Below are 23,861 nucleotides of genomic sequence, written 5' to 3' on the forward strand. Positions count from 1 at the left end.
CGAGCCGGGTCGGCGCGCGGACGCGGTCGGGACGGTCCGCGGCCCGCGGCCCGCCGGCAGCGCCGACGAAAAAGCCCGCCGCGGCGAACCGGGCGGGCTGAGGGAGTGCTTGGGAGGAAGCGCAACCGTACGGCGGACCCTGCTGGCATGCCAGATGCCGAATCGCAGGGCAGGTCTGCGAAATCGGGCGGTCTCTCGATAGAATACTTTTCCTGAACGGCTCGACTTGCCGGGCCGACGGCCGCCGGGGTCGCTCGCGACGATCCTAGGCGGCCGCCGCCCGGGACCGCGTCCGCTCCTCGAGGCCGCGGATCGTCGCGGCGAGCAGGCTGTCCAGGGCGTCGCACGTGTCCGCCCGCTCGGCGCAGGCCGCGTTCCGCGCGTCCTCCTCGATGACGCGCAGCCGCGCCACGAGGACGCGCGCGCCGACATTCGCGCTCATCGACTTGAGGCTGTGCGCGGCCCGGGCGATCGCCGGCTGGTCGGAGGCGGCGAGGGCGGCTCTCAGACCGGCGAGCGCCACCGGACCCTGCGCCCGATACAGGTCGAGGACGCGGTCGAGGAAGGCGCCGTCCCCGAGGCCGAGCAGCCCGTCGATCACCTCGGCGTCGATGAGGTCGTCGGCGGCGTTCGCGACGGCCGGCGCGGCGAGCGGAGCGACCGGGGCCGGCGTCACGGTATGCGCCGCGGCGGCAGCCGGCGCGACGCGGAGCGCCGGGACTTGCGCCTGCAGCAGGTCGGCGAGTTGCCGCAGCGTGAAGGGCTTCAGGAGCGTCCCGTCCATGCCGGCCACCGCCGCGGCGTCGGCGGCCTCGCCGAGGACGTGCGCCGTGAGGGCGACGATCGGGACGCGCCCGCCGGTGGCCGCCTCGCGCTGCCGGATCCGCCGCGCGGCCGCGAAGCCGTCCAGGACCGGCATGCTGCCATCCATCAGGATCAGGTCGAAGCGTTGCGCCTCGGCGGCCGCCACCGCCGCGGCCCCGTCCTCGACGGTCACGACATCGGTCACGCCGCAGCGGGCCAGCGCCTCGAGGGCCACCTCGCGGTTGACCGCGCTGTCGTCGGCGACGAGCACCCGCGCGGCCGGGAATCGCGGGAGTGCCTCGTCCGTGCCGGCGGGCGAGGCCGGGGAGGCGGCCGCGGCGAGGGCGTCGCCCGCCGCCAGCGCCGCCAGGACGGGCTGCCACTCCGCCTGGGTCACCGGCCAGCGCAGCACCGCGTCGGCGAGACCGGCGCGGAGCGCCGCGTCGGCCGCGCCGTCGCCCGGTCCCGCGACCGCGAGCACCCGCACGGCCCGGTCCGGCCGGCGGCCCGCCGCCACGAGGGCGGCCGCGTCGCCGATCCAGTGGTCGGCGGCGCTCCCCGGCGCGACCGGCGCGAAGCCGGCCGCGCGCAGGCCGGCCGCGAGGGCGGCGCGGGTGGCGGGACCGGCCGTGTCGAGCGCGATCGCGGCCGGCACCGCGTCGCGGCGCCGGACCGGGCGGGCCGGCTCGGCGACCGTGACGGGGATGCGCGCCGAGAAGGTCGAGCCGGCGCCGACGCGGCTCGTCACCGCCACGGTGCCGCCCATCGCGGCGACGATCTGCTGGGCGATCGAGAGCCCGAGGCCGGTGCCGCCGAACCGGCGGGTCGTCGACTGGTCGGCCTGCGAGAAGGCCGAGAAGATCGTCGCCAGCTTGTCCTGCGGGATGCCGATCCCGGTGTCGGAGACGGCGATGACGAGGCACCTGTCGGCGGCATCGACCGTCATCCGGACGGCGACGTGGCCGGCCTCGGTGAACTTCAGCGCGTTCGACACGAAGTTGCTCAGCACCTGCCCGAGGCGGACCGGGTCGCCGAGGATCGCCCGCGGCACCTCCGGCCCGACCTCGGCCGCGAGGTCGAGCCCGGCCGTCCGGGCCCGCTCGGCGAAGAGCGTCACCGCGGTGTCGGCGAGCTCCGCGGGGCTCACGGGCACGCGCTCGAGCTCGAGCTTGCCCGCCTCGACCTTCGCGAAGTCGAGGATGTCGTTGATGATCGCCAGGAGCGACCGGCCGGACCGGGCGATGACCTCGGCGTAGCGGCGCTGGCGCGCCGGCAGGTCGGACCCCGCCAGCAGCTCGGCCATGACCAGGACGCCGTTCATCGGGGTCCGGATCTCGTGGCTCATCGTGGCCAGGAAGGCCGACTTGGCGGCGTTGGCGGCGTCGGCGGCCTGCTTGGCCTCGCTCAGGTCGGCCGTCCGGGCGCTGACCTCCGCCTCGAGGTGGGCGCTGTGGGCGGCGAGGCGGTGATCGCGCTCGTTCACCGCGGAGAGCAGGTCGTTGAAGGTCCGCGCCAGCGCGCCGACCTCGTCGTCGCCGCCCACGGGCGCGCGCTGCGCGTAGTCGTGGCGCAGGCGGACCGCCTCCATGGTGCGGGCGAGGGCGGCGAGCGGGCGCGTGACGCTGCGCTGCAGGTAGAGCGACACGCCGACGCCGATCGCGACGGCGAGCAGCGCCGCCAGCGCGGCGTTCTGCGCGGCGGCCCAGAGATGGCCGAGGATGTCGTCGGTCTCGCCGATCAGCACGACCCGGCCGACGGGGACCCCGTTCTCCACGATGGGCGCGGTCGCCTGGAGGCTGCGGGTGGCGAGCAGGTGCAGGAGCGACAGGTCCGCGCCGTCCTGGGCGGCGTCCCGGGTCAGGCGCAGGCCGATCCCCTGCTCGGCGAGCACGGACCCGTCCGGACGCTCGATCGCCCCGTAGACGATGGACGGCACCTTGCCGATCGCCCGCAGCGACGCGTCCGCCCCGTCGGCGTCGCCCGCCGCGGTGGCCCGGGCGCCGCCATGCGCGAAGACCTGCGCGACGGCCTCCAGCGCCGCCTGCTTGTCGGCGGCGTAGCGGGCGACCTCGCGCCAGACCGACAGGGCCGCCGCCAGGACGAGCGCCGCCGTGACGGCGCCGGTCACCGCCAGAGCCAGCCGGCCCGCCAGGGAGCGCCTCGGCCTCAGCCACGCGAGATGCACGCTCGGCTCCTTCAGGTGGCCCGGTCGGGCCCGGTCGCGGGGAGGGACGGGGAGGGGCGGTAAGGGAGACGGTACCGGGGAGCGGATCAGGCGGCGGCGCGCAGGCAGGTCCGCGCCACCGCGTCCCAGCCCGCGAGGAACGCCTCGACGCAGCGCGGGTCGAAGTGGCGGCCGGCTTGGTCCGCCACGAAGGCCCGCGCCCGCTCGAGCGGCCAGGCCGCCTTGTAGGGCCGCTCGGTCACCAGGGCGTCGAACACGTCCGCCACAGCCACGATGCGGCCCGAGAGCGGGATCCCCTCGCCGCGCAGGCCCTTCGGGTAGCCGGTGCCGTCCCAGCGCTCGTGGTGGCTCTCGGCGATCTCGGCGGCGAGCCGCACGACGTCGGAGGTGCTGCCCTCCAGGATCCGCCGGCCGCGCTCGGCGTGCTTCTCCATCTCGGCGCGCTCCTCGGCGGAGAGCGGTCCGGGCTTGAGCAGGATCGCGTCGGGCACGCCGATCTTGCCGACGTCGTGCATCGTGGAGGCGAGCTTCAGGATCCGGATCTCCTCCGGGCCGAAGCCGAGGTTCCGGGCGATGACGCCCACGTAGCCGGCCACCCGGGCGATGTGGTCGCCGGTATCGGTGTCGCGGTGCTCGGCGGCCCGCATCAGCAGGGCGATGATCTCGCGCTCCCGCGCCTCGATGACGGCGACCGCCGCCGCGACCTCGCGGGCGAGCCACGCGGCCCGGTCCTGCTCCTGCCGGTGGGCCGCGCTGATCTTCATCAGGTTGGTGATGCGGGCCTGGATCTCCACGGGATCGCAGGGCTTGCCGAGGAAGTCGGTCGCGCCGGCGCGCAGGGCCTCGTGGCGCAGGCTGCGCTGGTCGAGGCTCGTCACCATCACGATCGGCACGTGCGCGAAGCCCGGGACCGCCCGCGCCGCCGCGATCACCTCGAGGCCCGTCAGGCCGGGCATGTCGTAGTCGGTGACGACGACCCCGATCCGGTCGACATGCGCCCGCAGGAAGTCGAGCGCCGTCACGGGGCACGTGAAGGCGACCGGCTCGCAGTCGGCCACGGGCTTGAGCGCCTGCATGATCAGCAGGTTGTTCATCTCGGAATCGTCGAGGATCAGCGCGAGCACCGTGTCACTCCCAGGCGACGAGTAGTCGACGCAGGATCCGCATCGCGTCCTCCCTACTGGGACAGCAGCAGCTTGCCCGAGAGGGGTCCGACCCCCTTCGGCACCGGCACGCTGGTCCCGTCGTAATTCGCGTTCAGATAGAGGTTCGGGCCCTGGTACAGGTTGACCTGCTGGGCCACGATCACCGTGTAGGCCGACTGGTCGGCGACGGGCTTGTCGGCGTCGATCACCACGCGGCCGGCCGGCAGGTAGAGCGTCCCCAGCATGGTCCGCGCGTTGTCGCTGATGATGCGGTAGGTCCGCATGGGCTTGGTCGCCGCCAGCGGCGGCGGGGTCGGCGACGGTGGCGGCGGCGCAGGCAGCAGCGGCGTGACGATCTGGTCGACCAGGCCGGCGAGGATCGCCGCGGGGTCGACGGGATCGCTGACCGTGCGCTCTTCCATCATCAGCAGGCCGGCCATGGGGCCGGTGGTCGGCGCCGACAGGCTGATCGTGGTCTTCTTGTCGAAGAGCAGACCGCCCTTGTTGCCGGTGAAGTAGAAGGCGACGTCGGTCCCCGTCATGGCGGCATTCTTGTCGACGATGAGCGGGCCGTCCTTCATCACGTAGATGCCGGCGCGCAGCGTCACGGAGGCGTTCTTGGTGATGTACAGGCCGCCGCAATAGGTGCCCGGATCGAGGGTGACGCTCTGGTCGACGAGGTTGCCGCCGGTGGCGCGCTTGCTGTTCGCCGAGGACGGGATCGCCGTGCACGCGCCGACCGGCGGCGCTGCCCGGTCCTTCAGGGGGTCCTGGATCGGAGGGCAACCCGTCTGCGGCGGCGGCGCGAAGTTCGCGCGGGCGCCGTCGAAGCCGCCCGCCGTGCAGATCGTCTGCGCCCGGGCATAGGCGCTGTCCTTGCCGACCATGCCGCGCGGGCTCTGCGAGTTGCTGTAGAGCGAGCAATCCTGGGCGGTCACCTCGGCGCTCTTCTCCAGCTCGAACGCGCCGGCGGCGAGCGGGTCCAGTGTCAGGAGGCACAGGCGCATCTTGCCGACGACGCGGACCGTCGAGCGGACCGAGACCTTGACGGTGGGCACCCCGACGAAGCCGCCGAACGCGAGCTTGACGGTCTCGTCGACCGTCGTGGCGACGCTGGTCTTGTCGTCCGCCACGTCGACCCGGAGGGCGTAGGGACTCTCGGGCCGCGGCGCCGCCTGGGCATGGACCGTGTCGACCACGATGCTCTTGGCCGCCGCCGAGGTCGATACGGCGAGCTTGAGGTAGTTGCCGGCCGCGAGGACTCCGGCATCGGCCGCGTTCTGGAGCTGGCTGCGCCGCGAGGCGAGGCGGGCGTAATCGATGCCGCCCCCGGTCAGGCCGAGCAGCACCACGGCGCTCAGGCCGAAGGTCAGGGCGACCGAGCCGGACCGGTCCGTCAGGGCCCGCGGGCCGGCGCGGAGCACTCTCCAGAACAGGGAAATGGACGCGTCTCCCAGGGCGGGACCGGATCGGCGGCTGCGGCGGCACCGGCCACCGAACCGTTGGCCTAAGGCACAGCTCCTAAAAATCCGTGGCGTCCGAGCACCGCGAAGCTATCGCCACGCGATAGAGCCGCTTTTAGCTGTGAACAACTTCTATATGCGACCGCACAATGCCCGGCACCGTCTCGACGACTGATCGCCTCACCGGCCTGCCGCCGAATGAACACAACAGCACACAACCTCAGGGTGAATTTGCGTCCTCATCACCGATCGCGGCCGCAAAATCTTGCTGAACCCGCAATTTCTACCCAGATTTGAACCGTTTTTAAACGGCCTCATCATAGGGTTATTTCTGTCCGCGCCTCTACGGCCGGACGGCGGCAGGCACCAACCTGCAGAGTTCGTTTGGCATGATGGGCATCTTTCGGCGCGTCGCGACCGTCCGCCGTCCGGGTGGGACCGAGGGCCGCGCCGGCACGGCCGGACGCGTCCGACGGTTCGCCGGCCACCGGACCGGCGCCTCAGCGGTAGAGTTCGCGCTCCTGGCCGCGCCGTTCCTGGCTCTCCTGGGCGTCGTGGCGGAATCCGGCGTCATCGCCATCGAGCAGCAGACGCTGGATATCGCGGTCGACCGGAGCGTCCGGCAGCTGCGAACCGGCACCTTCCAGGACGGCTCCGACGGCAGCGATCCGAGCGAGCGCCTCCGCAGGATCGTCTGCACCGGCCCCTCGGCGCTGTTCCCCTGCGCCGACCTGCGCCTCGACGTCTCCCGGACGCCCTCGTTCTCGACCTCGCAGCCGGCGGAGCCGTTCGACAAGACCACGAAGACCTGGACGCCGGGCTTCGGCCAGCGCTTCGAGTGCCCGCAGGGCGGCGACACCGTCACGGTCCGGGTCGCCGTGCCGGTGATGCGGCTGTTCCAGATGCTCGATTTCACCGGCCGGATCATGGCCGACAAGACTCAGCTGCTGGTCACGACCGAGATCTTTCGGGCCGAGGATTACGAGCCCAAGCCGTGCTGAGCGGTCGCCTGCGCGCCCGCCTGATCCGCCTGATCGGCGACCGGGAGGGCGTGAGCGCGATCGAGTTCAGCGTGATCGCCCCGATCCTGCTGCTGATCCTGATGGGGTCGATCGAGCTGCCCCGCGCCTACATGATCGGGAAGCGGCTCGACAACGCGGCGGCCACGATGGCGGACCTGATCTCGCGCGGCAGCTACGCCGACCTCAAGCCGGTCTTCGCCGCGACGAGCGCGATCTCCAACCCCTACGACGTGAGCCGGGCGAGCATCGTGCTGACGGCGGCGGGCACCTACAGCGACGGCAGCTCGGCGGCGACCAAGGTCTGCTCGAGCGCCGAGTCCAACGGACAAGCCCGCACGGCGGGCTCCTCGCTCGGCGCACCGCCCGCCGGGATGACCCGGAACGGCGACCGCTTCGTCGTGTCGGAAGTCACGATGACCTACCACCCGATCTTCCCGGTCCTCTCGAACCTGACGCGGTGGACCTTCCGGTACAAGAAGATCTGGCCGGTGCGCGGCGGCGAGATCTACAACGGGCAGAGCGAGGTGGTTCTGCCGGGGGGAAAACCCTGCCCGGCCTGACGGGTAGGCTGACGCTTCGTACCGGGCCGGCGCTGCGGCCGGCGCCACCGGATGGCCCGATGACGCCGGATCGCGGACACGCCCCGCCTCAGCGGGCCGGGACCGCGGTGGCGACGACCCGGCGCGAGGCCGGGCTCGCCGGGACGAGACGCGGCGTCGTGGCCAGCTCGGAGGCGGGCCGAACGGCGGCCGTGGGACGCGCCTGCTCGCGATAGAGCGGCGGGGTCAGCGCGATGCTCTCGTCGGCGCGGGCGGCCCCGATCATCGGAACGGCAGCGAGGCCGGCGAGAACGATGGTGCGAACGGTCATGATCTGAAGTCCTCTCGTTGTCCGGGGCGTGCCCGGCTTCGAGGGGATATCTACGCTGCAAAGCAACATGATCCAAACAGATGCAATCGATTTTCATTATCGATCTAGTCAATGATGGGTCGCCGGTGAAACTGCCGGTCGGCGCCGCCGTCTTCCTGGCTCGCATTCTGCATCCCCGGCCCGCCGAGCGGCCGGCGCGGAGTGGAGGTGTTGCTGGACCCGGACCGTGACGGGGTTGTCCTATGACGGACGGCCCCAGCGGACGGGCCGAGTTAATGCAAAATTAACCCCCCCCCGAATGTCGGGCGCGCAGTCAAAAATCTTCGAAATACCAGAGGTTTAACGCGTAAAACTTTATCTGTTCGCGCGGAAGGAGACGGCCCGTTGCTGGTTGCGGCCCTGCTTTTCGCGGTGGGCATATGGGAGGGCTGGCGGTATCGGGCATCGGTTCTGATGGCCAGCTCGATGCTGGTCACCCTCGGGTGGCTGGCCCTCTCGATCTTCGTCTGGGCCGAGTTCGACGCCGAGAAGGTGCTGCTGCTCTTCGCCTACCTCACCGCCCTCCAGGCCGGCTACCTCGTCGGGGCCTATATCAGCGCCGATACCGGCCCGAGCCGCTGACCGGTCCGGCGGCGCCGCCGGGATTGGGGTCCGGCCGGCAGACGCATACTCGGCGCGCGCTCAGTGGCCGAGCGCGACCGGGATGCTGAGATCGACGATCCCGTCCACACCCAGAAGTGCGGCGGGCGGCGCGGGCGCCGGACTGATGCCCTGCACGGCGCGGAGCGCCCGCTGATCGAGCTTCGCCGAGCCCGAGCTCTCCTCGATCTCCGCGCCCTGAACCGCACCGTCCGCGGCGATCTGCACGTGGACGACCACGGTTCCGCGGCCACGGCCGGATCCCGGCCGCGTCCCGGCGCGGTCCGCGGCATCGATCCGCGTGACGAGGTCGGAGAGCCAGGCCCGCGCGGCGGGTCCCGGTGCGGTCCGCGCCGCCACCGCCGCCGACGAAAGGGTGAGGCCGAACACGACGGCAGCGGCGATCACGGCGCGCGGCAGCATGGGGAGCGGCGACATGGGGAACGGTGGCTCCTCGAGCCAGGGATCGGGGATCGACCCTACGCGCAGAGGCGGGTCCCTAGCGACCCCGTCCGCCGGTCGCCGTCACGAGACAGCGGTGGATTTCCGGCCCTTCGGTCCCGCGGCGGCCAGCATGATGTCGTCGCTGCCGACCTCGAGGCCGGTGTAGCCCAGCATCTCGGCGAGCTGCGTCCGGGCCCGCCAGACCCGGCTCTTCACCGTGCCGATGCGGCACTGCATGACGGCGGCGGTCTCCTCGTAAGTGAGGTTCTCGATCGCCACGAGCACCAGCGCCTGCCGCATCGGCGGCGCCAGGCGGTCGAGGGCGGCCTGGACGTCGCTCAGGTCGAGATGGCCGCCCTGCTCGGGCAGCGAGACCATCCGCTCCGCCTGCGCGCCGTCCTCGTCCTGCACCTCGCGCCCACGCTTGCGGTGCTCGTTGTAGAACTGGTTGCGCATGATGGTGAACAGCCACGCTTCCAGGTTCGTGCCCGGCGCGAAGCTCGCGCGCGAGCGCCAGGCCCGGAGGAGCGTGTTCTGCAGGAGGTCGTCGGCACCGACATGGCTGCGCAGGAGCGAGCGGGCGAAGCGCTGCAGGTTCGGCACCAGGGCGAGGAGCGAGGCCTGGAACGCCTTCTCGCGCCCGTCCTGCGCCCGGCCGAAGGCGCCGTCGAGCAGCCTCAGCAGTTCGGCGAAGCGATCCGCGATGGTCGGCTCGACGTTGTCCTGCGCGTAGGTCGCCGCGAGCAGATGGCCGAGGTGATACTGCACGCTGTCGGGGAGCCGGGGGCCCTGCGCGTCGATTGTATCAGCGTCGAGCGAGAGTTCGAGCATGATAGCCGATCACCTGAAGGGTACGAAAAATCGCGTGGCGCCATTAATCGCTGAATACGCTGCATCCGCCGCAACATAGATCAGCGGATAGGCACATCTTCGGATCAATATATGCTGGCATCCGCGACAATCGCGACAGAGATGTCGACGGAAAGAGGGAGTTCGATGAGGTCATACGCACCGGAAAACTGTTCGCCGCACGGTCGTATCTGCGGCAGCGCACGCGAAGATCTCGCTGCTGCGAATGCCCGCCCCGGGCGGGGCGGCCGCAGGACGCTCTCGACCGCGGGATCGCGCCCATGACCCGGCTCTCGGATCTCGAGGACGATCCCGCCTTCCAGGAGGCCGTCCTCGCCGTTCGGGGCGCGGCCAGCACCCTGAGCGGCCGGGCCGTGACCGTCGAGGAGGCCCGGTTCCTCGTCGGCATCGCCCTGACGACCTTCGCGCATGCCGGCGGTCTCGAGGAGCCCAGCCGCAGCCGGCTGGCCCGTTTCTCGGCGCGCATCGGGCCAGGCACCGTCGTCGAGACGCTGACCAAGCACTGAGCGTGGGCGCCGGGGGGTGCGGGCCGGCCGCCCGCGCCTATCCGGCCTCCGCCATGGCCGCCCGCAGAACCCGAAGGAGGTCCGCCATCACCGCCTCCCGGTCCGGATCGCGCGCCGCGAGGCGGAGCCCCGCGGCGACGTGCTGGTCGATGATCAGGAGGCCGACCTCGCGCAATGCCGCGGTGGCGGCCCGGATCTGCTGGATCTCGTCGAGGCAGTGCCTGTCGGCCTCGACCATCGCCCGCAATCCTCGAACCTGACCCTCGATCCGCGCCAGTCGCCGGACCAGCGGCGCGCGCTCCGCGTCGGTCCGGGCGAGGCAGACACGACCGTCGACGAGCGTGCCGCGTGTCACCGTCCTGCGAGCCACCTGTTCCCGTCCGCGCGCGGGTCGCGGCGCACCGGAGCGCCGCGACCTCGGGTGAGCCGTCCCGGCCGGCGGATCAGCCGATCTGCTGGCTCTCGGCGCCGCTGTCGGGCCGGGCCGGGCCGAGCACCGGCTCCTCGCCCATCGGCTGGTTCTGGACGACGCTGAACTCGCCCTTGCCGTCGAGCGACGGGCCCTGCGTCCAGCGCCCGGCCGGCGGCGGCGAGCCGTCCGCCGACGTGGAGAAGAAGTTGTAGTTGAACTTCTGGTTCTCCTTCTCCTGCGGGAAGGAGTTCGGGATCGGCAGCGTGCCGGCGTGGCCGCCGAGTTCCTCGATCACCGCCAGCCATTGCTGCTGGTGCATCGTGTCGCGGGCGATGAGGAAGCTCCACATGTCGCGCATGCCCGCATCGTTGGTGGCGTTGTAGAGCCGCACCGCCAGGACGCGCCCGGTGCTCTCGGCGGCGACGTTGCAGTACATGTCGGCCGCGATGTTGCCGCTGGCGTAGATGTGGCTCATGTCGAAGGACTGGCCGTCGGAATTGCCCGGGAAGGCGGCCATGCCGGTCGACAGCAGCGTCTTGTGCAGCATGCCCTCGGCGATGTGGCGCGGGTTCTCGCCGCCCATCACGGCACCGACGATCGCGTCGGCCGCCCCGGCCTCCTGGACCTTGGTGGGGGCGTTCTCGAGGTTCAGCGCCACCGCAGTCGCGAGCATCTCGATATGGCCGATCTCCTCGGTGGCCGTATTGAGCAGCATGTCGCGGTACTTGGTCGTCGGGGCGCGGTTCCCCCAGGCCTGGAAGAAGTACTGGAAGGCGACCCGGATCTCGCCCTCGATGCCGCCGATCGCCTGCTGCAGCATGCGGGCGTAGATCGGGTCGGGGCTGTCGACCTTGACCGGGTACTGAAGCCGCTTGTCGTGATAGTACATGATATCTGTCCCTCGCGAGAGGCACGGCGTGCTCAAGCCCACCGCACGATCGGCCGTCGGCCCGGTACTCCGTGGGAGCATCGCGCCTCGCACCCTGTCCAACCCCGCTTCGGGACCACGGTTCGATCTTTCGCGAATTTTATAACGATCAATATTTGACCGAACGCATTTTCCTGCGCCGTGCCAGGGTATTGTCGTGAAAATCCACGATCAGGGCCGCGCTTAACCGGCCAGAATTACACAATGTAAGTTAAGGGCGCCTCACCCATGTTAAGGGGGCGCCGCGAATGACCGGATCAGCGGCCCCTTTCTCTGCCCGCGATGCGCCGCGTGAGGGCGCTCGGTGGTCGGACAGGGGACAGCTCTCTTGGGATCGCCGGGCGCGCGCGGCGCGGCCGCGGAACGCGCCGCTCTACGGGCGCCTACAGGAGCCCGGTGCGCCGGGCGAGCATGATCCCGAAGGCGAGGCAGGCGGCGAGGCTGACGGCCAGCATGGCGACGTTGGTCCAGAACCGGACCGGTCGGCTGGACCCGTCGATCCCGCTCGCCCGCAGCCGCACCCACGGCACGTAGAGGTAGAGGGCGATCAGCGTCAGGATCAGGAACGCGAAGGTGGCGACCCGCCCGGTGATCAGGGCCGCGCCGGCCAGGACCGCCCATCCGATGACGAGGCCCAGCATGGTGAACAGGGCTGTCGAGTTCACGTCCGCGCGTCCCCTTCAGCGGATGGTGTCGGCCGGGCAGCCGACGCGATCCTCAGTCTGCGACGGGTTCCGCTAGGGAACCGTTAGCATCGTCCGGACTGTTTGCGAGATCGGGAAGGTTTCTGGTGCTGCGAGAGAGGATTGAACTCTCGACCTCTTCATTACCAATGAAGTGCTCTACCACTGAGCTACCGCAGCAGGTGACCGGGGCGCTCCCGCGAGGGCGTCTCCGTCCGGCCGAGTGGGGCCATAACGGATCGCCGCCGGGTTGGCAACGCCGTGTTGCGCTTCCGCGCCGTTTTAGGTGCGCGATGCGGCCCGGATCAGGGCGGCGAGCCCGGGCTCGGACACGGCCTCGGCGGCGTCCGACGGGGTGAACCATCGGAGTTCCCGCTGGCGCGCCTCCGGGAAATGCTTGAGCTGCTTGCGCACCTCCAGCGGAAACACCTTCACCTGGCACAGGACGGTGTCGAGGTTCCTCAGACGCTTCTGGTAGAGGTACAGCCCGATCGGCCGCTTGCCGACCGCACCGCGCAGGCCGGCCTCCTCGTAGGCCTCCCGCGCGGCCGCCTCGAACGGCTTGCGACCCTTCATCGGCCATCCCTTGGGGATGACCCAGCGGCGGCTCTCCCGGGAGGTCACCAGCAGGATCTTGGTCTTGCCGTCCCGCCCGTGCCGGAACGGCAGGGCCCCGACCTGCCGCCGCGGCTCGCCGTCCTCCTCGAGGACGGTCACGGGCGCACCCGGCGACGCGGGACGCCCCTCCGATCCGACCGGATCGACGGCGCGCGCGGGCTGTGAGCGGGCTGGGGGATGATCGGATCCTCGGTCGGCAGCTCACGACAAGCTACACGGCGCGCCGGCTCATTCAACTTGCAATAGTCGAACGCCCCGGCGTGTCCGTGACCCCGCGGCGCTCCTGTCATCTCGCGCTCGGACGGCCGGCGCGGCGTGAAACCGGTCACCCGATCCGACGAACCGGCCGCTCACCCGAGCCGGAAGGCGGCAACGCCGCGGACGCCATCCCGGCCGAGACCGGGTCGGCACCGGCCGCCTTCGAGGCGCCCGCCTTCGCCGGAAGGACGGTCGGGATCGGGCCGGTGGAGGTCGACGCCGCGGACGCGACCGAGGGCGACGACGCGGCCTGGGCCGACGCGGAGGTCGACGCGGGTGTCGGCGACGGGACCGGAGCAGTCGCGGCGGCGGGGGACACGGTCGGAGGCAACACGGGGACCGATGAGGCGAGCGGTCTGGCGCCCGGCGCCGCGGCGTTCGGGGCCGCCGGCACGAGGGCCGTGCCGGCGGCATCCGCCTCCGGCTCCACCGCGGACGCGGCACCGAGCGTGTTCGGGGGCTCGCGCCACGCGAAGGCGTCGAGGCGCCCGGTCACCGGCGAGACCGGCGCCCAGGTATCGGTGGCGATGCCGTCGGCGATCCACACGCGGTCGCGCGGGGCGCGGGCGGCCCGGGCCAGCCACTCGCGGGCCTGACCGGAGGCGGCCCCGTGCTCGGCCTCCTCGATGGCCGCCATCATCAGGCAGGCCCGGGCGGTCGGACGGTCGGAGAGCAGGGGCTTCACGGCCTCGCGGGCCCGCTTGTAGTCCCGCGCGTCGAGGGCGGCCTGGCCCAGGGCGAGGCGGGATTCGGGGTCCCAGACCGACAGCTTCGCCAGGACTTCGGCGCGGGCGAGGCGGTCGCGGACCGAATCGCCGGGACGCAGGCCCAGATAGACCTTCGCGAGGTCGGGATGGGGATTGGCCTTCCAGGCCGCCTCGACGATCCGGGCGGCCTTCTTGACGTCGCCGCGACGGGCGAGGAGGCGGCCGGCGATGCAGGCCGCCGGCACGAGGTCGGGAGCGAGCTTGACCGCCTGCAGGGCCCGCTCCGTGGCGATTTCCGGCTCGCCGGCCTCGCGCTCGCCAGCGATGGCGGTGAGGAGCACCGCCCGCTGGCGTCGGGCCGCGGCCTTGTCGATCAGTCCGAGGGACGAGCGGCGCTCGATCGTCTCCAGGGCGGCCGCCCAGTCGCCGTCGGCGCTCTGCGCCTCCAGAAGGGCCTCGTTGGCCCAGGTCACGCTCGGGGCGAGGCGGGCGGCCTCGGTGGCGTAGGCGCGGGCGGCCGTCTCGTCCTCGCGGCGCCGGGCCTCGACGAACAGGCCGCGCAGGCCCAGGACCCGGGTCTCGGGATCGTCGACCATGCGCTGGAAGGCGCTCTCGGCCGCGTCCCGGTCGCCGGAGATCTGCGCCGCCTGCGCCTTCAGCAGCAGGGTCAGCGGCTCGGTACCGAGGAGCCGCTCGGCGTCGCCCGCGAAGCGGCGGGCCGCCAGGGGATCGCCCGAGCCCACCGCCACCATGCCGCGGGAGAGGGCCGAGAGGCCCTTGGCCCGGCGCCGCTCGGCCGAGCCGCGGACCAGGGCCTCGGGCAGGCCGATGACACCGCGCACGATCGCCCAGAGGACGCCCAGGACGATCGCCGCCGCGATCACGCCGACGAGGGCGACCGCGAGGCTGGTGCCGATCTGGTAGCCGTTCCAGACGACGGTGACGGTGCCGGGCCTGTCGGCGATCCAGACCGCCCCGAAGGCGGCGAGTGCGAGCAGGGCCAGGAAGGCGAGGGCGCGCCACATGGGGTCAGTATCTCCTGTCGGCGGCCGGCTGGCGGCCGTCGCGGGGTGCGGGAGGAGCGGGGCGCCTGCGCGCCCGCTCGGAGATGGTGCGGCCGCGCAGCGCGCGGATCGGGGCCCTCACCGGCCTAGCGCCCGGGGGCTGCCTGGGCCGGCTGGGCGGCGCCGACCGGCAGAGCCTTGAAGGCGCCGTCGAGCAGCGCGCGCACGGCCTGCTCGGCCTCGGCCCGCGCCTTGAGCTTGGCGCCGAAATCCCCGGCCTGCTCCCGGGCCTCGGCCGGGAGCGCCGCGAAGGCCGCCGAGGCCGCCGGCAGGTCGCCGCGGTCGAGGGCCGCCTGGACCTTGCTCTCCGGATCGTCCGCGGCCTCGGGAGCGGGTGCGTCCGCCTTGCGGATCTGCACGAGACCGTCGGCCATGCTGAGGAGCTTGGTGCGGAAATCGCCGGTCTCGGCCGCGCTCTTGGCCCGCTGCGCCTGCCGCTTGGCCGCGATCCGCTCGGCGATCGGCCGGAACGTGTCGGCAAGATCCCCCGCCGAGGGAGCACCGCCGTCGGCGAAGGGCGCCAGGGCCTTGGCCTGCGCGTCGGTCCCCGGATCGAGCTTGCGCAGGGTCGCGAGCGGCTCGGCGTAGCTCGTCCCGGATTCCAGGGCGGCCGCCACGCGGTCGGCGACGACGACCCGGAGCGCCGCCTGGACGGTGCTGGCCTCGGCGCGCTGCGCGACGCTCTTGTCCAGGGCGGCGATCTGGTCGGCCTGCTCCTGCAGCCGCCGGTCGACCGCCTTCGCGGCCTCCGCGGCCTGGGCCTGTCCGGCCTCGGCGGCGGTGCGGCTCGCCTGGGTCGCCGCCTGGACCGCCTCGGTCGCGGCCTTCACCCGCGCGTCGACGGCCTGCTGCAGCGCGTCGAGGCGCTGCCCCAGGGCCGCGTCGGCCTCGGCGTTCGCCTTGGTCTTCTGCTCCACCTCGCTCTGCAGCGCCGCGACCTTCCGGGCGGCCTCCTCGGCCGCGCCCTTGTTGGCGCCGCCATCCTCCACCGCCTTCAGGCGGGTCTCGAGGTCGGCGATCTGCTTCGCGTTGTCCTGGACCACGCCGAGCTTCGAATCGGCCGGCTGGTCGCGACCGGGCTCCTGACCCGGCTCCTCCTGCAGGGCCGCGACGCGCTGGTCGAGGCTGTCGAGGCGGGCGACGAGATCCGGCGGCACGGCGGGGGCCTGACCGGAGGCCTGACCGGCCGCTTGCCCGTCGGCGGTGGACGTGGGCGCCGCACCGGACTTGTCCAGGGCCTGCTTGGCGCTCGCCTCGGCGGCGGCGACGCGCTTGTCGAGCGCCGTCACGGCGTCGCGCGGGGCCAGCCCGTCGAGACGCTTGTCGAGGGACGCGAGCTGGCTGGAGAGCCTCTGGTCCAGGGCGCTCAGGCGCGGGTCGGGACCGATCCCGGCCTTCTCGGCGCCGAACAGCAGGCCGGCGCCGATCACGCCGCCGAGCAGCCCCGCGGCCGCGAGCGAGCCGAACCCGGCCCGGGCCCGGCCGGTGGGCGCGGCGGCGCTCCTGCTGGGATCGACGGCGGCCACCGCGGGGATCGGGCCCTTCGGCGGCTCCTTGCCGTCCCTGGAGGCGTCCTTGGAAGTATCCCTGGAAGCGTCCTTGGAAGCGTCCTTGCCCGGCTCCTTGCCGGCGGCCGGCGGATCCGGGATGCGCTTGGCCTTCAGGTCGATGATCGGGCCGGCCGTCACCGCGCTGGCCGCCGCCGGGCCCGCGGCGCCGGGTGCGGGTCCGCCCGGACGGGGACCGCCCTGCGTTCCGGCTCCGGGCTGCGCGGCCTTCGGATCGATCTTCGCGCCGGACGTCCCGGACGCGGCGGTGGAGGCCGTCGACGACGAGGCGGACGCTCCGGTCCTGCCGTCGGAGGCCGACGACGCGGCGCCCGCCGTCACGGGATCGGGCTTCGCACCGGCCGACTGGGCGGCCGGGCCGGTCGACGGCTTCAGGCCGTCGGTCCCGGAGACCGGCTTGCCGGCGTCGGCCTTCGGATCGGTCGTGCCGGGCTTGGCGGTCACGACCGGGTCGGTCGCCGGCCTGGGCGGCGTTCCGGACGCGGATCCCTGCGGCCCCCGCACGCCGCCGGCGGCGGTGGAAGAGGTGGAGGCCGACATCGAGGCCGACGTGGAAGCGGACGTCGAGGCCGACGTGGAGGCTGTGGACGCCGACGTCGCGGCCGGTCGGGACGCGCCACCGGGCGGGCTGGACTGCCCGGGCTTGCCGGGCGCGGCGTCCGGCTTCCGGCCGCCGGGGCCGGGCTTGTCGGCGTCGCTGGGTGGTGGCGTCACGGGCAAGTCCTCCAACTCTTCGGCGTCGCCGCGCCCCCCTAGCACCGCGGCGGCGCCGGGCGCGAGGGCGAGATACGGCGGCCCGGCCTCCCTGTCACCGCGCGGTTAGCCCGGTCGCCCTGCCAGGGCGTCGAGCAGGTCCGCTTCGCGCGGGCGTGCCGCGACGAAATGGACCGGAACACCGGCCGCTTCCAGGGGTGCCGCAACATCCGGCGATAGGCAGTAATGCCTCAGCCGGCGGAAAGCTCCGCCGTGCTCCGATCCATCCGCGAGGGCAAGGGCGACGGCGGCGCTGCGCCGGGAATAGTGAAGGGCCGCCTCGAGGCGGTTCTCGGCGAGTTCGCGGCCGACCGCCGGCGGCAGGCGGTCCAGCGCCTCGGCCCGGTACGCCACGAAGGCCGTGACCCGGAATCCGGCGGCCGTGAGCGTCGCCGCCGGTTCCGGCTTGCGCTCGGCGCCCGTCGCGTGGAGGAGCGGCTGGCCGGGCGGCAGCGTCGCCGCCACCAGGGCGGCGAGGCCCGCGGCGTCGCCCGGCCCCTCCCGGACGGGGCCGAGACCGGCCGCGCGGGCCAGGGCGGCCGTCCGAGCGCCGACGGCGAAGACCGGGAGGCCGCGCAGGGCCGGCGCGTCGCGGATCGCCGGAACCGCGTTGGCGCTGGTCAGCAGCAGCGCGGCGAAGGGTCCCATAGGCGGGGCCGCCGCGGTCGGCCGCACGGCCAGGACCGGCGCCACGAGCGGCGCGTGGCCGAGTTCGGCCAGGGCCGCCCCGGTCCGCGTCGCTCCCGGCTCGGGCCGCGCCACCCAGATCCGCAAGGGCTAGGTCTCCAGCGTCAGGCGGACGCCGTGGCGCGCCGCGGCGCCCGGGGCGAGCAGGCGCTGCGAATCGCGCGCGGCGAGGTCGCCCGCGAAGTCCGACCAGTCGGCGTAGCCGGTCCAGCACTCAAGCGATAGGAAGGGTGCGGTCGGCTTGGTCCAGACCGCCAGATGGGGGAAATCCGCCATCTCCATGCGGATCGATCGTCCCGGGCCGGTGAAGCGCATCCAGCGGCTGCGGGCATTCCGGAACACGAAGGCCTCGGTGAAGAGCGCCGGATCGAGGGGCAGCGTGTCCCCGGCGAGGGGGATCGGCTGCTCGTCGCGCAGCAGCAGGCCGCCCGGGCCGACCTGGGGGGCGAGGGGCCGCTCCGCCTCCTCGAAGGCGACCGCGTAGCCGCCGTCGCGGGCGCGGGTGCCGCCCGCGAAGGGCCACGGGAAGGCCGGGTGGAAGCCGAGGGCGTAGGGCAGGGGGACGGCGCCGGGATTGGCGACGGTCACGTCGAGGTCGAGCCCCGCCGGGCGGACCCGCGCGGCGATGTCGAGCCGGAACGCGAACGGGTAGTGCGCCCGCGTCTCGGGCCCGTCGGTCAGGCGCAGGGTCACCGCGTCGGCGCTCCGGTCGACCACCGCGAAGGGCAGGTCCCGGGCGAAGCCGTGCTGGGCCATCGGGTAGTGCTCGGACCCGACCGTCACGTGCCCGCCCGCCGAGGCGCCGACCACCGGGAAGAGCCAGGGTGCGTGGCGGTTCCAGTGCTCGGGATCGCCGCTCCAGAGATACTCGGTCCCGCCGACCCGCCACGAGACCGGCTCGGCCCCGTCGGTCGCGAGCGTCGCGGTAGTGCCGTCCGATGCGGTCAGCTCGATGCGCGTGGTCACGGTGCTCTCCCGGTCTGCCTCGGTGAGCCGAGGTAACGGAGGCGGGGGCGGACGCAAGGCCCCGGCGCGCGGTTGCTCAGGCCGCCGTGCCGAGCCCCGGCAGGACCGTCTCGGGCGGCCCGGAAGCGACGATCCGGCCGGCCTCCAGGACGTGGACCGCGTCGGCGCCCTCCAGGGTCGAGAGGCGGTGGGCGATCAGGATCAGCGTCCGCCGGCCCGAGAGGGCGCGCAGCGCCCGCATCACGGCCGCCTGCGTCTCGTCGTCGAGGGCCGAGGTCGCTTCGTCGAAGACGATGACGTCCGGGTCGTGGTAGAGGGCCCGGGCGATGCCGACGCGCTGGCGCTGGCCTCCGGACAGCCGCGCCCCGCGCTCGCCGACCCGCTCGGCGTAGCCGTGCGGCAGGGCGGCGACGAAGTCGTGGGCGCCGGCGAGCCGCGCCGCCCGCTCGACGGCGGCGAGGTCCGGCGCGTCGAGGCCGAGCGCGATGTTCTCCGCCACGGTCCCGTCCACCAGGAACACCTCCTGCGGGACGTAGCCGATCCGGTTCTGCCACGCGGGCAGGGTGCCGGCATCGAGGGGCCGACCGTCCACGGTGATCCGTCCGGCGGTCGGGCCCAGCACGCCGAGGATCAGGCCTGCGAGCGTCGACTTGCCCGAGCCGGTGCGCCCGGCAAGGCCGATCGTGGCGTTGACCGGGATCGTCAGGTCGATCCCGGCGAGGGCCGGACGGCCGGTGCCGTAGTCGAAGCCGAGGCCCTCGAGCCGGATCGCCCGCGCGAAGGGCAGCCGCTCCGCGGTGCGGGGTCGGGGCTCGCGCTCGTCGGCGAGCTCGTCGACGATGACCCGCACCGCCGGCAGGGTGAAGCGCATCAGCGCCACCGAGGTGAAGATGTTCTGGAAGGCCGGCAGCATGCGGTAGCCCGCGAAGGCGAACAGGCCGAGCAGCGGCAGGATCCCGGCGACGTCGAGCCCCTGGGCGAGCGCGAACAGCACCACCACGATCACCCCGCCGAACGCCAGGGCCTCGATGACGAATCGCGGCATCTGGCCGGTGAGCTGGCTCGCCGCGGTGGCGAGGGCGTAGGCCCGGGCCGGAGCGTCGAACCGCGACGCGAACGCCTCCGCGCGCCCGTAGAGCTTCAGCTCGGTGAGCGCCCCGAAGGTCTCCTGCACGATCCGGAAGCGGGCCTCGTTGTCGGCGACGGTGCGGCCGCCCAGCCGCGCCAGCCGGGCGCGCATCACGAGGTAGATCCCGACATAGAGGCCGCCGAAACCGCCCCCCAGGATCAGCGCGAGCTGCGGCGCGTAGGCCAGCAGGAAGGCGATCACCGCGAGCGCCGAGCTCGCCCGCGAGGCGAGCACCGTGGCGGGCGTCAGCGCGCCGATGACCAGCCGGTCGGTCTCGGACAGCACGTTCTTGGCGAGCTCGGCGCTGTTGGCCTTCGCGAAGAACAGCCGCTCCCGGTCGAGGTAGCGGAACAGCAGCCGCCGGCTGAGGCTGTAGCCGGCCAGGTGCGTGAACCGGAGCTGCGCGTAGGTCAGCCCGGCATTCACCAGCGCGGTGACGAGGATCGCCGCGAGCGCCGCGCCGCCGGTCACCAGCAGGAAGCCGCGCTCGTCGGTCAGTCCGAGGGCGCTCCGGGCCTGGGCCAGGTAGGGGATCCGGGTCGCCGCCGACGGGTCCCCGACCAGCGTCAGGAACGGGATCACCGAGGCGACGCCCACCACCTCCAGCAGCGCCGCCGCCGCGAGGCCGAGGGCGATCAGGGCGAGCCGGCGCCGGTCGGCCGACCGCATGGCGCGGACGAGGTCGATCAGCGCGCGCATGGCATCGCGGGGTCTGGCGGGACGGCTCGCATGGTCGGGCCGGGCTTAAGCGCGCCGTCCCGGCCTGTCCACGCCGGGCTCAGTCGAGCTTCTTCAGGGAGCCCAGGTCGACCTCGCCGTCCTGGCCGGTGAAGGTCAGGGTCTTGGCCGCCCCGTCCGCCTGCGCGACGCCGCCGATCCGGTGGTCGCCGCTGTCGTAGGTTGAGACCTGCCCGTCGCGGTCGACGAGGAGGCGGCGCTTGTCCGGGAAGAACGCGTACCTCATCCCGTTCTGCGCGCCGCTGGTCGCGGGCTCGCCGAGATCCTTCGGCCACCAGGGCTCCGCGCCCTTCATCAGTTTCATCGGCTCCATGGGCTTCATGGGTTCCATCGGCTTCATCGGCTCCACGGCGCGCACCTCCTGTCCGGCGAGAGACAGGAGGACGCGGCAGGCGCGGAAGGGTTGCACGCGGGCCCGCCCGGGCCCGGCTCAGAGCGGCGGCAGCCCCGGCGCCGGGCGCTCCCGCACCTGGCCGTCGAAGCCGACATGGAGCTGGTGCTCGCGGCCGTCCCGGTCCTTCGCGGCCACCTCGAAATGGCGCGGCCCGCGGCCCGTGACCCGCACGTCGCCGTAGCCCGCCGCCTGGAGCGAGGCGGTCAGGGCGGCCATGTCGGGCTTCGGCCCGAGACCGAGCCGGTCCTTGGCCCAGTCCAGGCTGCCGGTCGGAGGGCCGCCGGCCGGCCCGAGCAGCAGCGTGCGCCCGTCCCCGTGGGTCAGGACCCGGGCGCGCAGGAAGCCGGTCTCGAAGCGACCCTGCACCGTCACGGTCTCGCCCTTGGCGACGAGGCCGCCGTCCTCGCCCTCGCGGCCCGTCTCCACGAGGGCCCGCCCGGTCCCGTCCTGCACCACGAACTTGTTGCCGAAGATCTCCGCGACCTCACCCTTGATAGCGGTCGCGCCGGAGGGGGCCAGGGCCTGGATCGCCACCGGCGCGACCGGCGTCGGCTGGAACGGCGTTCCCTGCGCCAGGGACAGGCCGACGGCGCCCAGGGCCAGCGGCAGCGCCACCGCGCCCACCACCCAGGTCCGCCGCGGCACCGCCCGCGGCGCCGGCTTGGCGGCCTCGGTCTCGCGGACTTCCCGCGCGGTCCCGTCGATGGTCTTGTCGTCGCTCATGATCTCATCCTCTGAAGGGTCCGGATCGGCTCGATCCGATGCCCCTTCCTAGGGAGGCGCCGGCAATCCGGTCTGAACCGCGCGGTTCAGGCCCGGTTAAACGCGCCGCCCTAGAGCGCTCCGTGTGGAACCCGTGCGGGTTCAGAGGCTTGGCAGCGGGCGTTGATGCGGGCCGACAGGTCGGCGCCCGGGCGGCCGTCCCGGGAGCCGACGTGAGACCACGGCCCTAAGTGCCGGCGGCAGCGGGCGAAACCGGCCGGCCGCCGCGGTCCAGACGGGGAGGTGAGACCGGTGAAGATCCTGCTGGTGGAGGACGACGCCGCCCTCGCGGCGGAGGTCGCCAAGGTCCTGCGCGCCGAGAACTTCGTGCTCGACCATGCCGCCACCGGCGAGGACGCCCAGCATCTCGGCGAGACCGAGGGCTACGACGCCGTCGTGCTGGATCTCGGCCTGCCGAAGGGCGACGGCGTCTCGGTGCTGCGGGCCTGGCGCGGGGCCGGCCGGACCCTGCCGGTGCTGGTGCTCACCGCCCGGGACGGCTGGAGCGACAAGGTCGCGGCCTTCAAGGCGGGGGCGGACGACTATCTCGTGAAGCCGGTGCGCGTGGAGGAGTTGGTGATCCGCCTCCGCGCCCTCGTGCGCCGGTCCCAGGGCGGGGGCGCGAGCCGGATCACCTGCGGTCCCCTCAGCTTCGATCCGGGTCTCGGCGCCTTCGAGCACGAGGGCCTGCCGCTCAAGCTCACCGGCCTGGAATGGCGGGTCCTGTCCTGCCTGATGCTGAACCGCGAGACCGTGGTGCCGCGCCCGCACCTGATCGAGCGGGTCTACGAGGGCGACGCCGACGTCGATTCGAACTCCGTCGAGGTGATCATCACGCGCCTGCGCCGGAAGATCGCGCCCGCGCGGATCGAGAGCGTGCGCGGCCACGGCTACCGCCTGCACGCGGAGCCCGCCTGATGGCGGCGACGGCGCGGCGCCGCTCGCTCCGCACACGACTGCTCGCGTCGGCCCTGGTGCTGGTGCTGGCGGCCCTGGTGGTGGCGGGCCTCGCCATCGGGGTGATCCTGCACCGCTTCGTGCGCGGGCAGCTCGACGGCCGGCTCGACGCGCAGATCGTCGCCCTGCGGGCCGGGCTCGAGGCCGGGATCCTCCCGCAGGGGCTCGACGCGCCGCCCTTCGACCGGCCCGGCCCCGGCTGGGCCTGGGAGGTGCGCCGCGGCGCCGAGACGATCCGCTCCGGCTCCTTGCGGGGCGGGGACATCCGCCTGTCCGATCCCGGACCGGACGACGATCCGGGCCGGCCGCACCCGGCCTCGGGCACGGGGCCGCGCGGCGAGCCCCTCGTCGCCCGCGTGCTGGCCGTGCCCGGGCCCGAGCCGGCGACGATCGTGGTGGCGGCGCCGGAGGGGGAGCTGCGCGGGCCGCTGCGCGAGGCGCTGACGAGCCTCACCCTGGCGCTCGGCATCCTCGGCCTGTGCCTGCTCGCGGGCCTGGCCTTCCAGGTGCGCCTGGGCCTCGCGCCGCTGACGCGCCTGCGCGCGGACCTCGCGTCGGTCCGGGCGGGGCGGCACGAGCGCGTGCCGGCGGACCAGCCGGCCGAGATCGCGCCGATGGTGGCGGAACTCAACGCGCTCCTCGACCAGAACGCGCAGAACCTGGAACGCGCCCGCGGCCACGTCGCCAACCTCGCCCACGCCCTCAAGACGCCGCTCGCCACCCTGTCGATGGCCCTCGCGGAGCCGGCCCGCGACCCGGACGGCGCCCTGCGCCGGCAGGTGGACGACATGGACCGGCGGGTGCGCCATCACCTCCGGCGCGCCCGGGCCGCGGCCCTGGCGGGTTCGGCCCGGGGCCGCACGGCCCTGGCGCCCCGGCTGTCGGACCTGCGCGCGGCGCTGACGCGGATCCACGCCGAGAAGGGCGCGGCGATCGACCTCGACGTCCCGGAGACCCTGTCGGTCTCCTGCGAGGGCCAGGATCTCGACGAGATGCTCGGCAACCTCGTGGACAATGCCTGCCGCTGGTGCCGCGGCCGCGTGCGGGTCTCGGCGGCGGCGCGCGACGGCGCGGTGGCCGTAGTCGTGGAGGATGACGGACCCGGCCTCGACCCGGCGGCGGCCTCCGCCGTCATGGCCCGGGGCCGGCGCCTCGACGAGGGCGTGCCGGGCCACGGCTTCGGGCTGCCGATCACCCTGGAGCTCGCCGAGCTGTACGGCGGCGGCCTGAGCCTCGGGCGGTCGGATCTCGGCGGCCTGCGGGCGGAGCTGCGGCTGCCGGCCTGACCG

General features: G+C 73.5%; 23 protein-coding genes and 1 tRNA gene. 6 read left to right on the plus strand and 18 right to left on the minus strand.

Annotation, left to right across the window (positions count from 1 at the left end; all coding sequences use genetic code 11):
- Window positions 1-265: 265 nt before the first annotated feature.
- The 3 genes from ACLBYG_RS08425 to ACLBYG_RS08435 form a co-directional block, all read right to left on the minus strand.
- The gene (locus ACLBYG_RS08425; RefSeq protein WP_447681194.1) at window positions 266-2,989 is read right to left on the minus strand and encodes an ATP-binding protein; all 2,724 of its coding nucleotides are present in this window, start codon (window positions 2,987-2,989) and stop codon (window positions 266-268) included.
- Window positions 2,990-3,075: 86 nt separating this feature from the next.
- Window positions 3,076-4,113 carry an HD-GYP domain-containing protein gene (locus ACLBYG_RS08430; RefSeq protein ID WP_020092209.1) on the minus strand — a complete coding sequence of 346 codons (1,038 nt, stop codon included), beginning with the start codon at window positions 4,111-4,113 and terminating at the stop codon, window positions 3,076-3,078.
- A 53-nt stretch (window positions 4,114-4,166) separates the two neighbouring features.
- Window positions 4,167-5,558 carry a TadE/TadG family type IV pilus assembly protein gene (locus ACLBYG_RS08435; RefSeq protein WP_447681195.1) on the minus strand — a complete coding sequence of 464 codons (1,392 nt, stop codon included), beginning with the start codon at window positions 5,556-5,558 and terminating at the stop codon, window positions 4,167-4,169.
- 428 nt (window positions 5,559-5,986) lie between these two features.
- Here ACLBYG_RS08435 and ACLBYG_RS08440 point away from each other — a divergent pair, with 428 nt between their 5' ends.
- Together ACLBYG_RS08440 and ACLBYG_RS08445 are read left to right on the plus strand one after the other, a co-directional pair.
- A complete protein-coding gene (locus ACLBYG_RS08440) occupies window positions 5,987-6,598 on the plus strand; it encodes a TadE/TadG family type IV pilus assembly protein (protein ID WP_091680321.1) in 612 nt (203 codons plus the stop codon).
- Window positions 6,592-7,179 (plus strand): TadE/TadG family type IV pilus assembly protein, encoded by a 588-nt coding sequence (locus tag ACLBYG_RS08445; RefSeq protein WP_056532499.1) that lies wholly within the window; start codon window positions 6,592-6,594, stop codon window positions 7,177-7,179. The genes ACLBYG_RS08440 and ACLBYG_RS08445 overlap by 7 nt, the downstream gene beginning before the upstream one ends.
- An 88-nt stretch (window positions 7,180-7,267) precedes the next feature.
- Here ACLBYG_RS08445 and ACLBYG_RS08450 read toward each other — a convergent pair whose 3' ends face one another.
- A complete protein-coding gene (locus tag ACLBYG_RS08450) occupies window positions 7,268-7,489 on the minus strand; it encodes a hypothetical protein (RefSeq protein WP_447681196.1) in 222 nt (73 codons plus the stop codon).
- A gap of 453 nt (window positions 7,490-7,942) precedes the next feature.
- On the opposite strand from ACLBYG_RS08450, the gene ACLBYG_RS08455 reads away from it, so the two are divergent.
- Window positions 7,943-8,110 carry a hypothetical protein gene (locus tag ACLBYG_RS08455; RefSeq protein WP_447681197.1) on the plus strand — a complete coding sequence of 56 codons (168 nt, stop codon included), beginning with the start codon at window positions 7,943-7,945 and terminating at the stop codon, window positions 8,108-8,110.
- 60 nt (window positions 8,111-8,170) lie between these two features.
- Here the strand turns inward: ACLBYG_RS08455 and ACLBYG_RS08460 are convergent, their stop codons facing one another.
- Both ACLBYG_RS08460 and ACLBYG_RS08465 read right to left on the minus strand, forming a co-directional pair.
- Entirely contained in the window at window positions 8,171-8,566 is a 396-nt protein-coding gene (locus ACLBYG_RS08460; RefSeq protein WP_447681198.1) for an energy transducer TonB, read from the minus strand.
- A gap of 87 nt (window positions 8,567-8,653) precedes the next feature.
- The gene (locus ACLBYG_RS08465; protein WP_056532505.1) at window positions 8,654-9,403 is read right to left on the minus strand and encodes a sigma-70 family RNA polymerase sigma factor; all 750 of its coding nucleotides are present in this window, start codon (window positions 9,401-9,403) and stop codon (window positions 8,654-8,656) included.
- A 299-nt stretch (window positions 9,404-9,702) separates the two neighbouring features.
- On the opposite strand from ACLBYG_RS08465, the gene ACLBYG_RS08470 reads away from it, so the two are divergent.
- On the plus strand, window positions 9,703-9,948 hold the full coding sequence (locus ACLBYG_RS08470) for a hypothetical protein (RefSeq protein WP_020092217.1): 246 nt from the start codon (window positions 9,703-9,705) through the stop codon (window positions 9,946-9,948).
- A gap of 37 nt (window positions 9,949-9,985) precedes the next feature.
- On the opposite strand, the gene ACLBYG_RS08475 is transcribed toward ACLBYG_RS08470, so the two are convergent.
- The 12 genes from ACLBYG_RS08475 to ACLBYG_RS08530 all read right to left on the minus strand — a co-directional run bounded on the left by ACLBYG_RS08475 (window position 9,986) and on the right by ACLBYG_RS08530 (window position 21,576).
- Window positions 9,986-10,303 (minus strand): metal-sensitive transcriptional regulator, encoded by a 318-nt coding sequence (locus ACLBYG_RS08475; RefSeq protein WP_026604783.1) that lies wholly within the window; start codon window positions 10,301-10,303, stop codon window positions 9,986-9,988.
- A gap of 88 nt (window positions 10,304-10,391) precedes the next feature.
- Complete coding sequence (locus ACLBYG_RS08480; protein WP_020092219.1) at window positions 10,392-11,249, minus strand: manganese catalase family protein; 858 nt, start codon at window positions 11,247-11,249, stop codon at window positions 10,392-10,394.
- Between the two features lie 422 nt (window positions 11,250-11,671).
- The gene (locus ACLBYG_RS08485) at window positions 11,672-11,953 is read right to left on the minus strand and encodes a hypothetical protein (RefSeq protein ID WP_020092220.1); all 282 of its coding nucleotides are present in this window, start codon (window positions 11,951-11,953) and stop codon (window positions 11,672-11,674) included.
- Between the two features lie 123 nt (window positions 11,954-12,076).
- Window positions 12,077-12,151, minus strand: a tRNA-Thr gene (locus tag ACLBYG_RS08490).
- A gap of 102 nt (window positions 12,152-12,253) precedes the next feature.
- Complete coding sequence (locus tag ACLBYG_RS08495; RefSeq protein WP_020092221.1) at window positions 12,254-12,688, minus strand: NUDIX hydrolase; 435 nt, start codon at window positions 12,686-12,688, stop codon at window positions 12,254-12,256.
- A gap of 226 nt (window positions 12,689-12,914) precedes the next feature.
- Window positions 12,915-14,579, minus strand: a complete 1,665-nt coding sequence (locus ACLBYG_RS08500) for a heme biosynthesis HemY N-terminal domain-containing protein (RefSeq protein ID WP_447681199.1) — start codon at window positions 14,577-14,579, stop codon at window positions 12,915-12,917.
- Window positions 14,580-14,704: 125 nt separating this feature from the next.
- A complete protein-coding gene (locus ACLBYG_RS08505; protein WP_447681200.1) occupies window positions 14,705-16,630 on the minus strand; it encodes a translation initiation factor 2 in 1,926 nt (641 codons plus the stop codon).
- Window positions 16,631-17,005: 375 nt separating this feature from the next.
- Complete coding sequence (locus tag ACLBYG_RS08510) at window positions 17,006-17,713, minus strand: uroporphyrinogen-III synthase (RefSeq protein ID WP_447681201.1); 708 nt, start codon at window positions 17,711-17,713, stop codon at window positions 17,006-17,008.
- Between the two features lie 3 nt (window positions 17,714-17,716).
- Entirely contained in the window at window positions 17,717-18,592 is an 876-nt protein-coding gene (locus ACLBYG_RS08515; RefSeq protein WP_447681202.1) for an aldose 1-epimerase family protein, read from the minus strand.
- A gap of 76 nt (window positions 18,593-18,668) precedes the next feature.
- Window positions 18,669-20,420: an ABC transporter ATP-binding protein gene (locus ACLBYG_RS08520; protein WP_447681203.1), complete on the minus strand. Its 1,752-nt coding sequence runs from the start codon at window positions 20,418-20,420 to the stop codon at window positions 18,669-18,671.
- Window positions 20,421-20,499: 79 nt separating this feature from the next.
- On the minus strand, window positions 20,500-20,868 hold the full coding sequence (locus tag ACLBYG_RS08525; protein ID WP_447681204.1) for a hypothetical protein: 369 nt from the start codon (window positions 20,866-20,868) through the stop codon (window positions 20,500-20,502).
- 21 nt (window positions 20,869-20,889) lie between these two features.
- Window positions 20,890-21,576 (minus strand): DNA-binding protein, encoded by a 687-nt coding sequence (locus tag ACLBYG_RS08530; protein ID WP_447681205.1) that lies wholly within the window; start codon window positions 21,574-21,576, stop codon window positions 20,890-20,892.
- A gap of 291 nt (window positions 21,577-21,867) precedes the next feature.
- Here ACLBYG_RS08530 and ACLBYG_RS08535 point away from each other — a divergent pair, with 291 nt between their 5' ends.
- Both ACLBYG_RS08535 and ACLBYG_RS08540 read left to right on the plus strand, forming a co-directional pair.
- Window positions 21,868-22,533 (plus strand): response regulator transcription factor, encoded by a 666-nt coding sequence (locus tag ACLBYG_RS08535; protein ID WP_020092230.1) that lies wholly within the window; start codon window positions 21,868-21,870, stop codon window positions 22,531-22,533.
- A complete protein-coding gene (locus tag ACLBYG_RS08540; RefSeq protein WP_447681206.1) occupies window positions 22,533-23,858 on the plus strand; it encodes a sensor histidine kinase in 1,326 nt (441 codons plus the stop codon). The genes ACLBYG_RS08535 and ACLBYG_RS08540 overlap by 1 nt, the downstream gene beginning before the upstream one ends.
- Window positions 23,859-23,861: the final 3 nt, after the last annotated feature.

It is taken from the genome of Methylobacterium sp. D53M, from assembly GCF_053345625.1.

Excerpts from the sequence above, each read along its gene's own strand:
- ACLBYG_RS08465 (WP_056532505.1), bottom strand. The coding sequence starts at position 9,403 with ATGCTCGAACTCTCGCTCGACGCTGATACAATCGACGCGCAGGGCCCC.
- ACLBYG_RS08455 (WP_447681197.1), top strand. The coding sequence starts at position 7,943 with ATGGCCAGCTCGATGCTGGTCACCCTCGGGTGGCTGGCCCTCTCGATC.
- ACLBYG_RS08540 (WP_447681206.1), top strand. The coding sequence starts at position 22,533 with ATGGCGGCGACGGCGCGGCGCCGCTCGCTCCGCACACGACTGCTCGCG.
- ACLBYG_RS08480 (WP_020092219.1), bottom strand. The coding sequence starts at position 11,249 with ATGTACTATCACGACAAGCGGCTTCAGTACCCGGTCAAGGTCGACAGC.
- ACLBYG_RS08450 (WP_447681196.1), bottom strand. The coding sequence starts at position 7,489 with ATGACCGTTCGCACCATCGTTCTCGCCGGCCTCGCTGCCGTTCCGATG.
- ACLBYG_RS08460 (WP_447681198.1), bottom strand. The coding sequence starts at position 8,566 with ATGTCGCCGCTCCCCATGCTGCCGCGCGCCGTGATCGCCGCTGCCGTC.
- ACLBYG_RS08470 (WP_020092217.1), top strand. The coding sequence starts at position 9,703 with ATGACCCGGCTCTCGGATCTCGAGGACGATCCCGCCTTCCAGGAGGCC.
- ACLBYG_RS08520 (WP_447681203.1), bottom strand. The coding sequence starts at position 20,420 with ATGCGCGCGCTGATCGACCTCGTCCGCGCCATGCGGTCGGCCGACCGG.
- ACLBYG_RS08500 (WP_447681199.1), bottom strand. The coding sequence starts at position 14,579 with ATGTGGCGCGCCCTCGCCTTCCTGGCCCTGCTCGCACTCGCCGCCTTC.
- ACLBYG_RS08530 (WP_447681205.1), bottom strand. The coding sequence starts at position 21,576 with ATGAGCGACGACAAGACCATCGACGGGACCGCGCGGGAAGTCCGCGAG.
- ACLBYG_RS08440 (WP_091680321.1), top strand. The coding sequence starts at position 5,987 with ATGATGGGCATCTTTCGGCGCGTCGCGACCGTCCGCCGTCCGGGTGGG.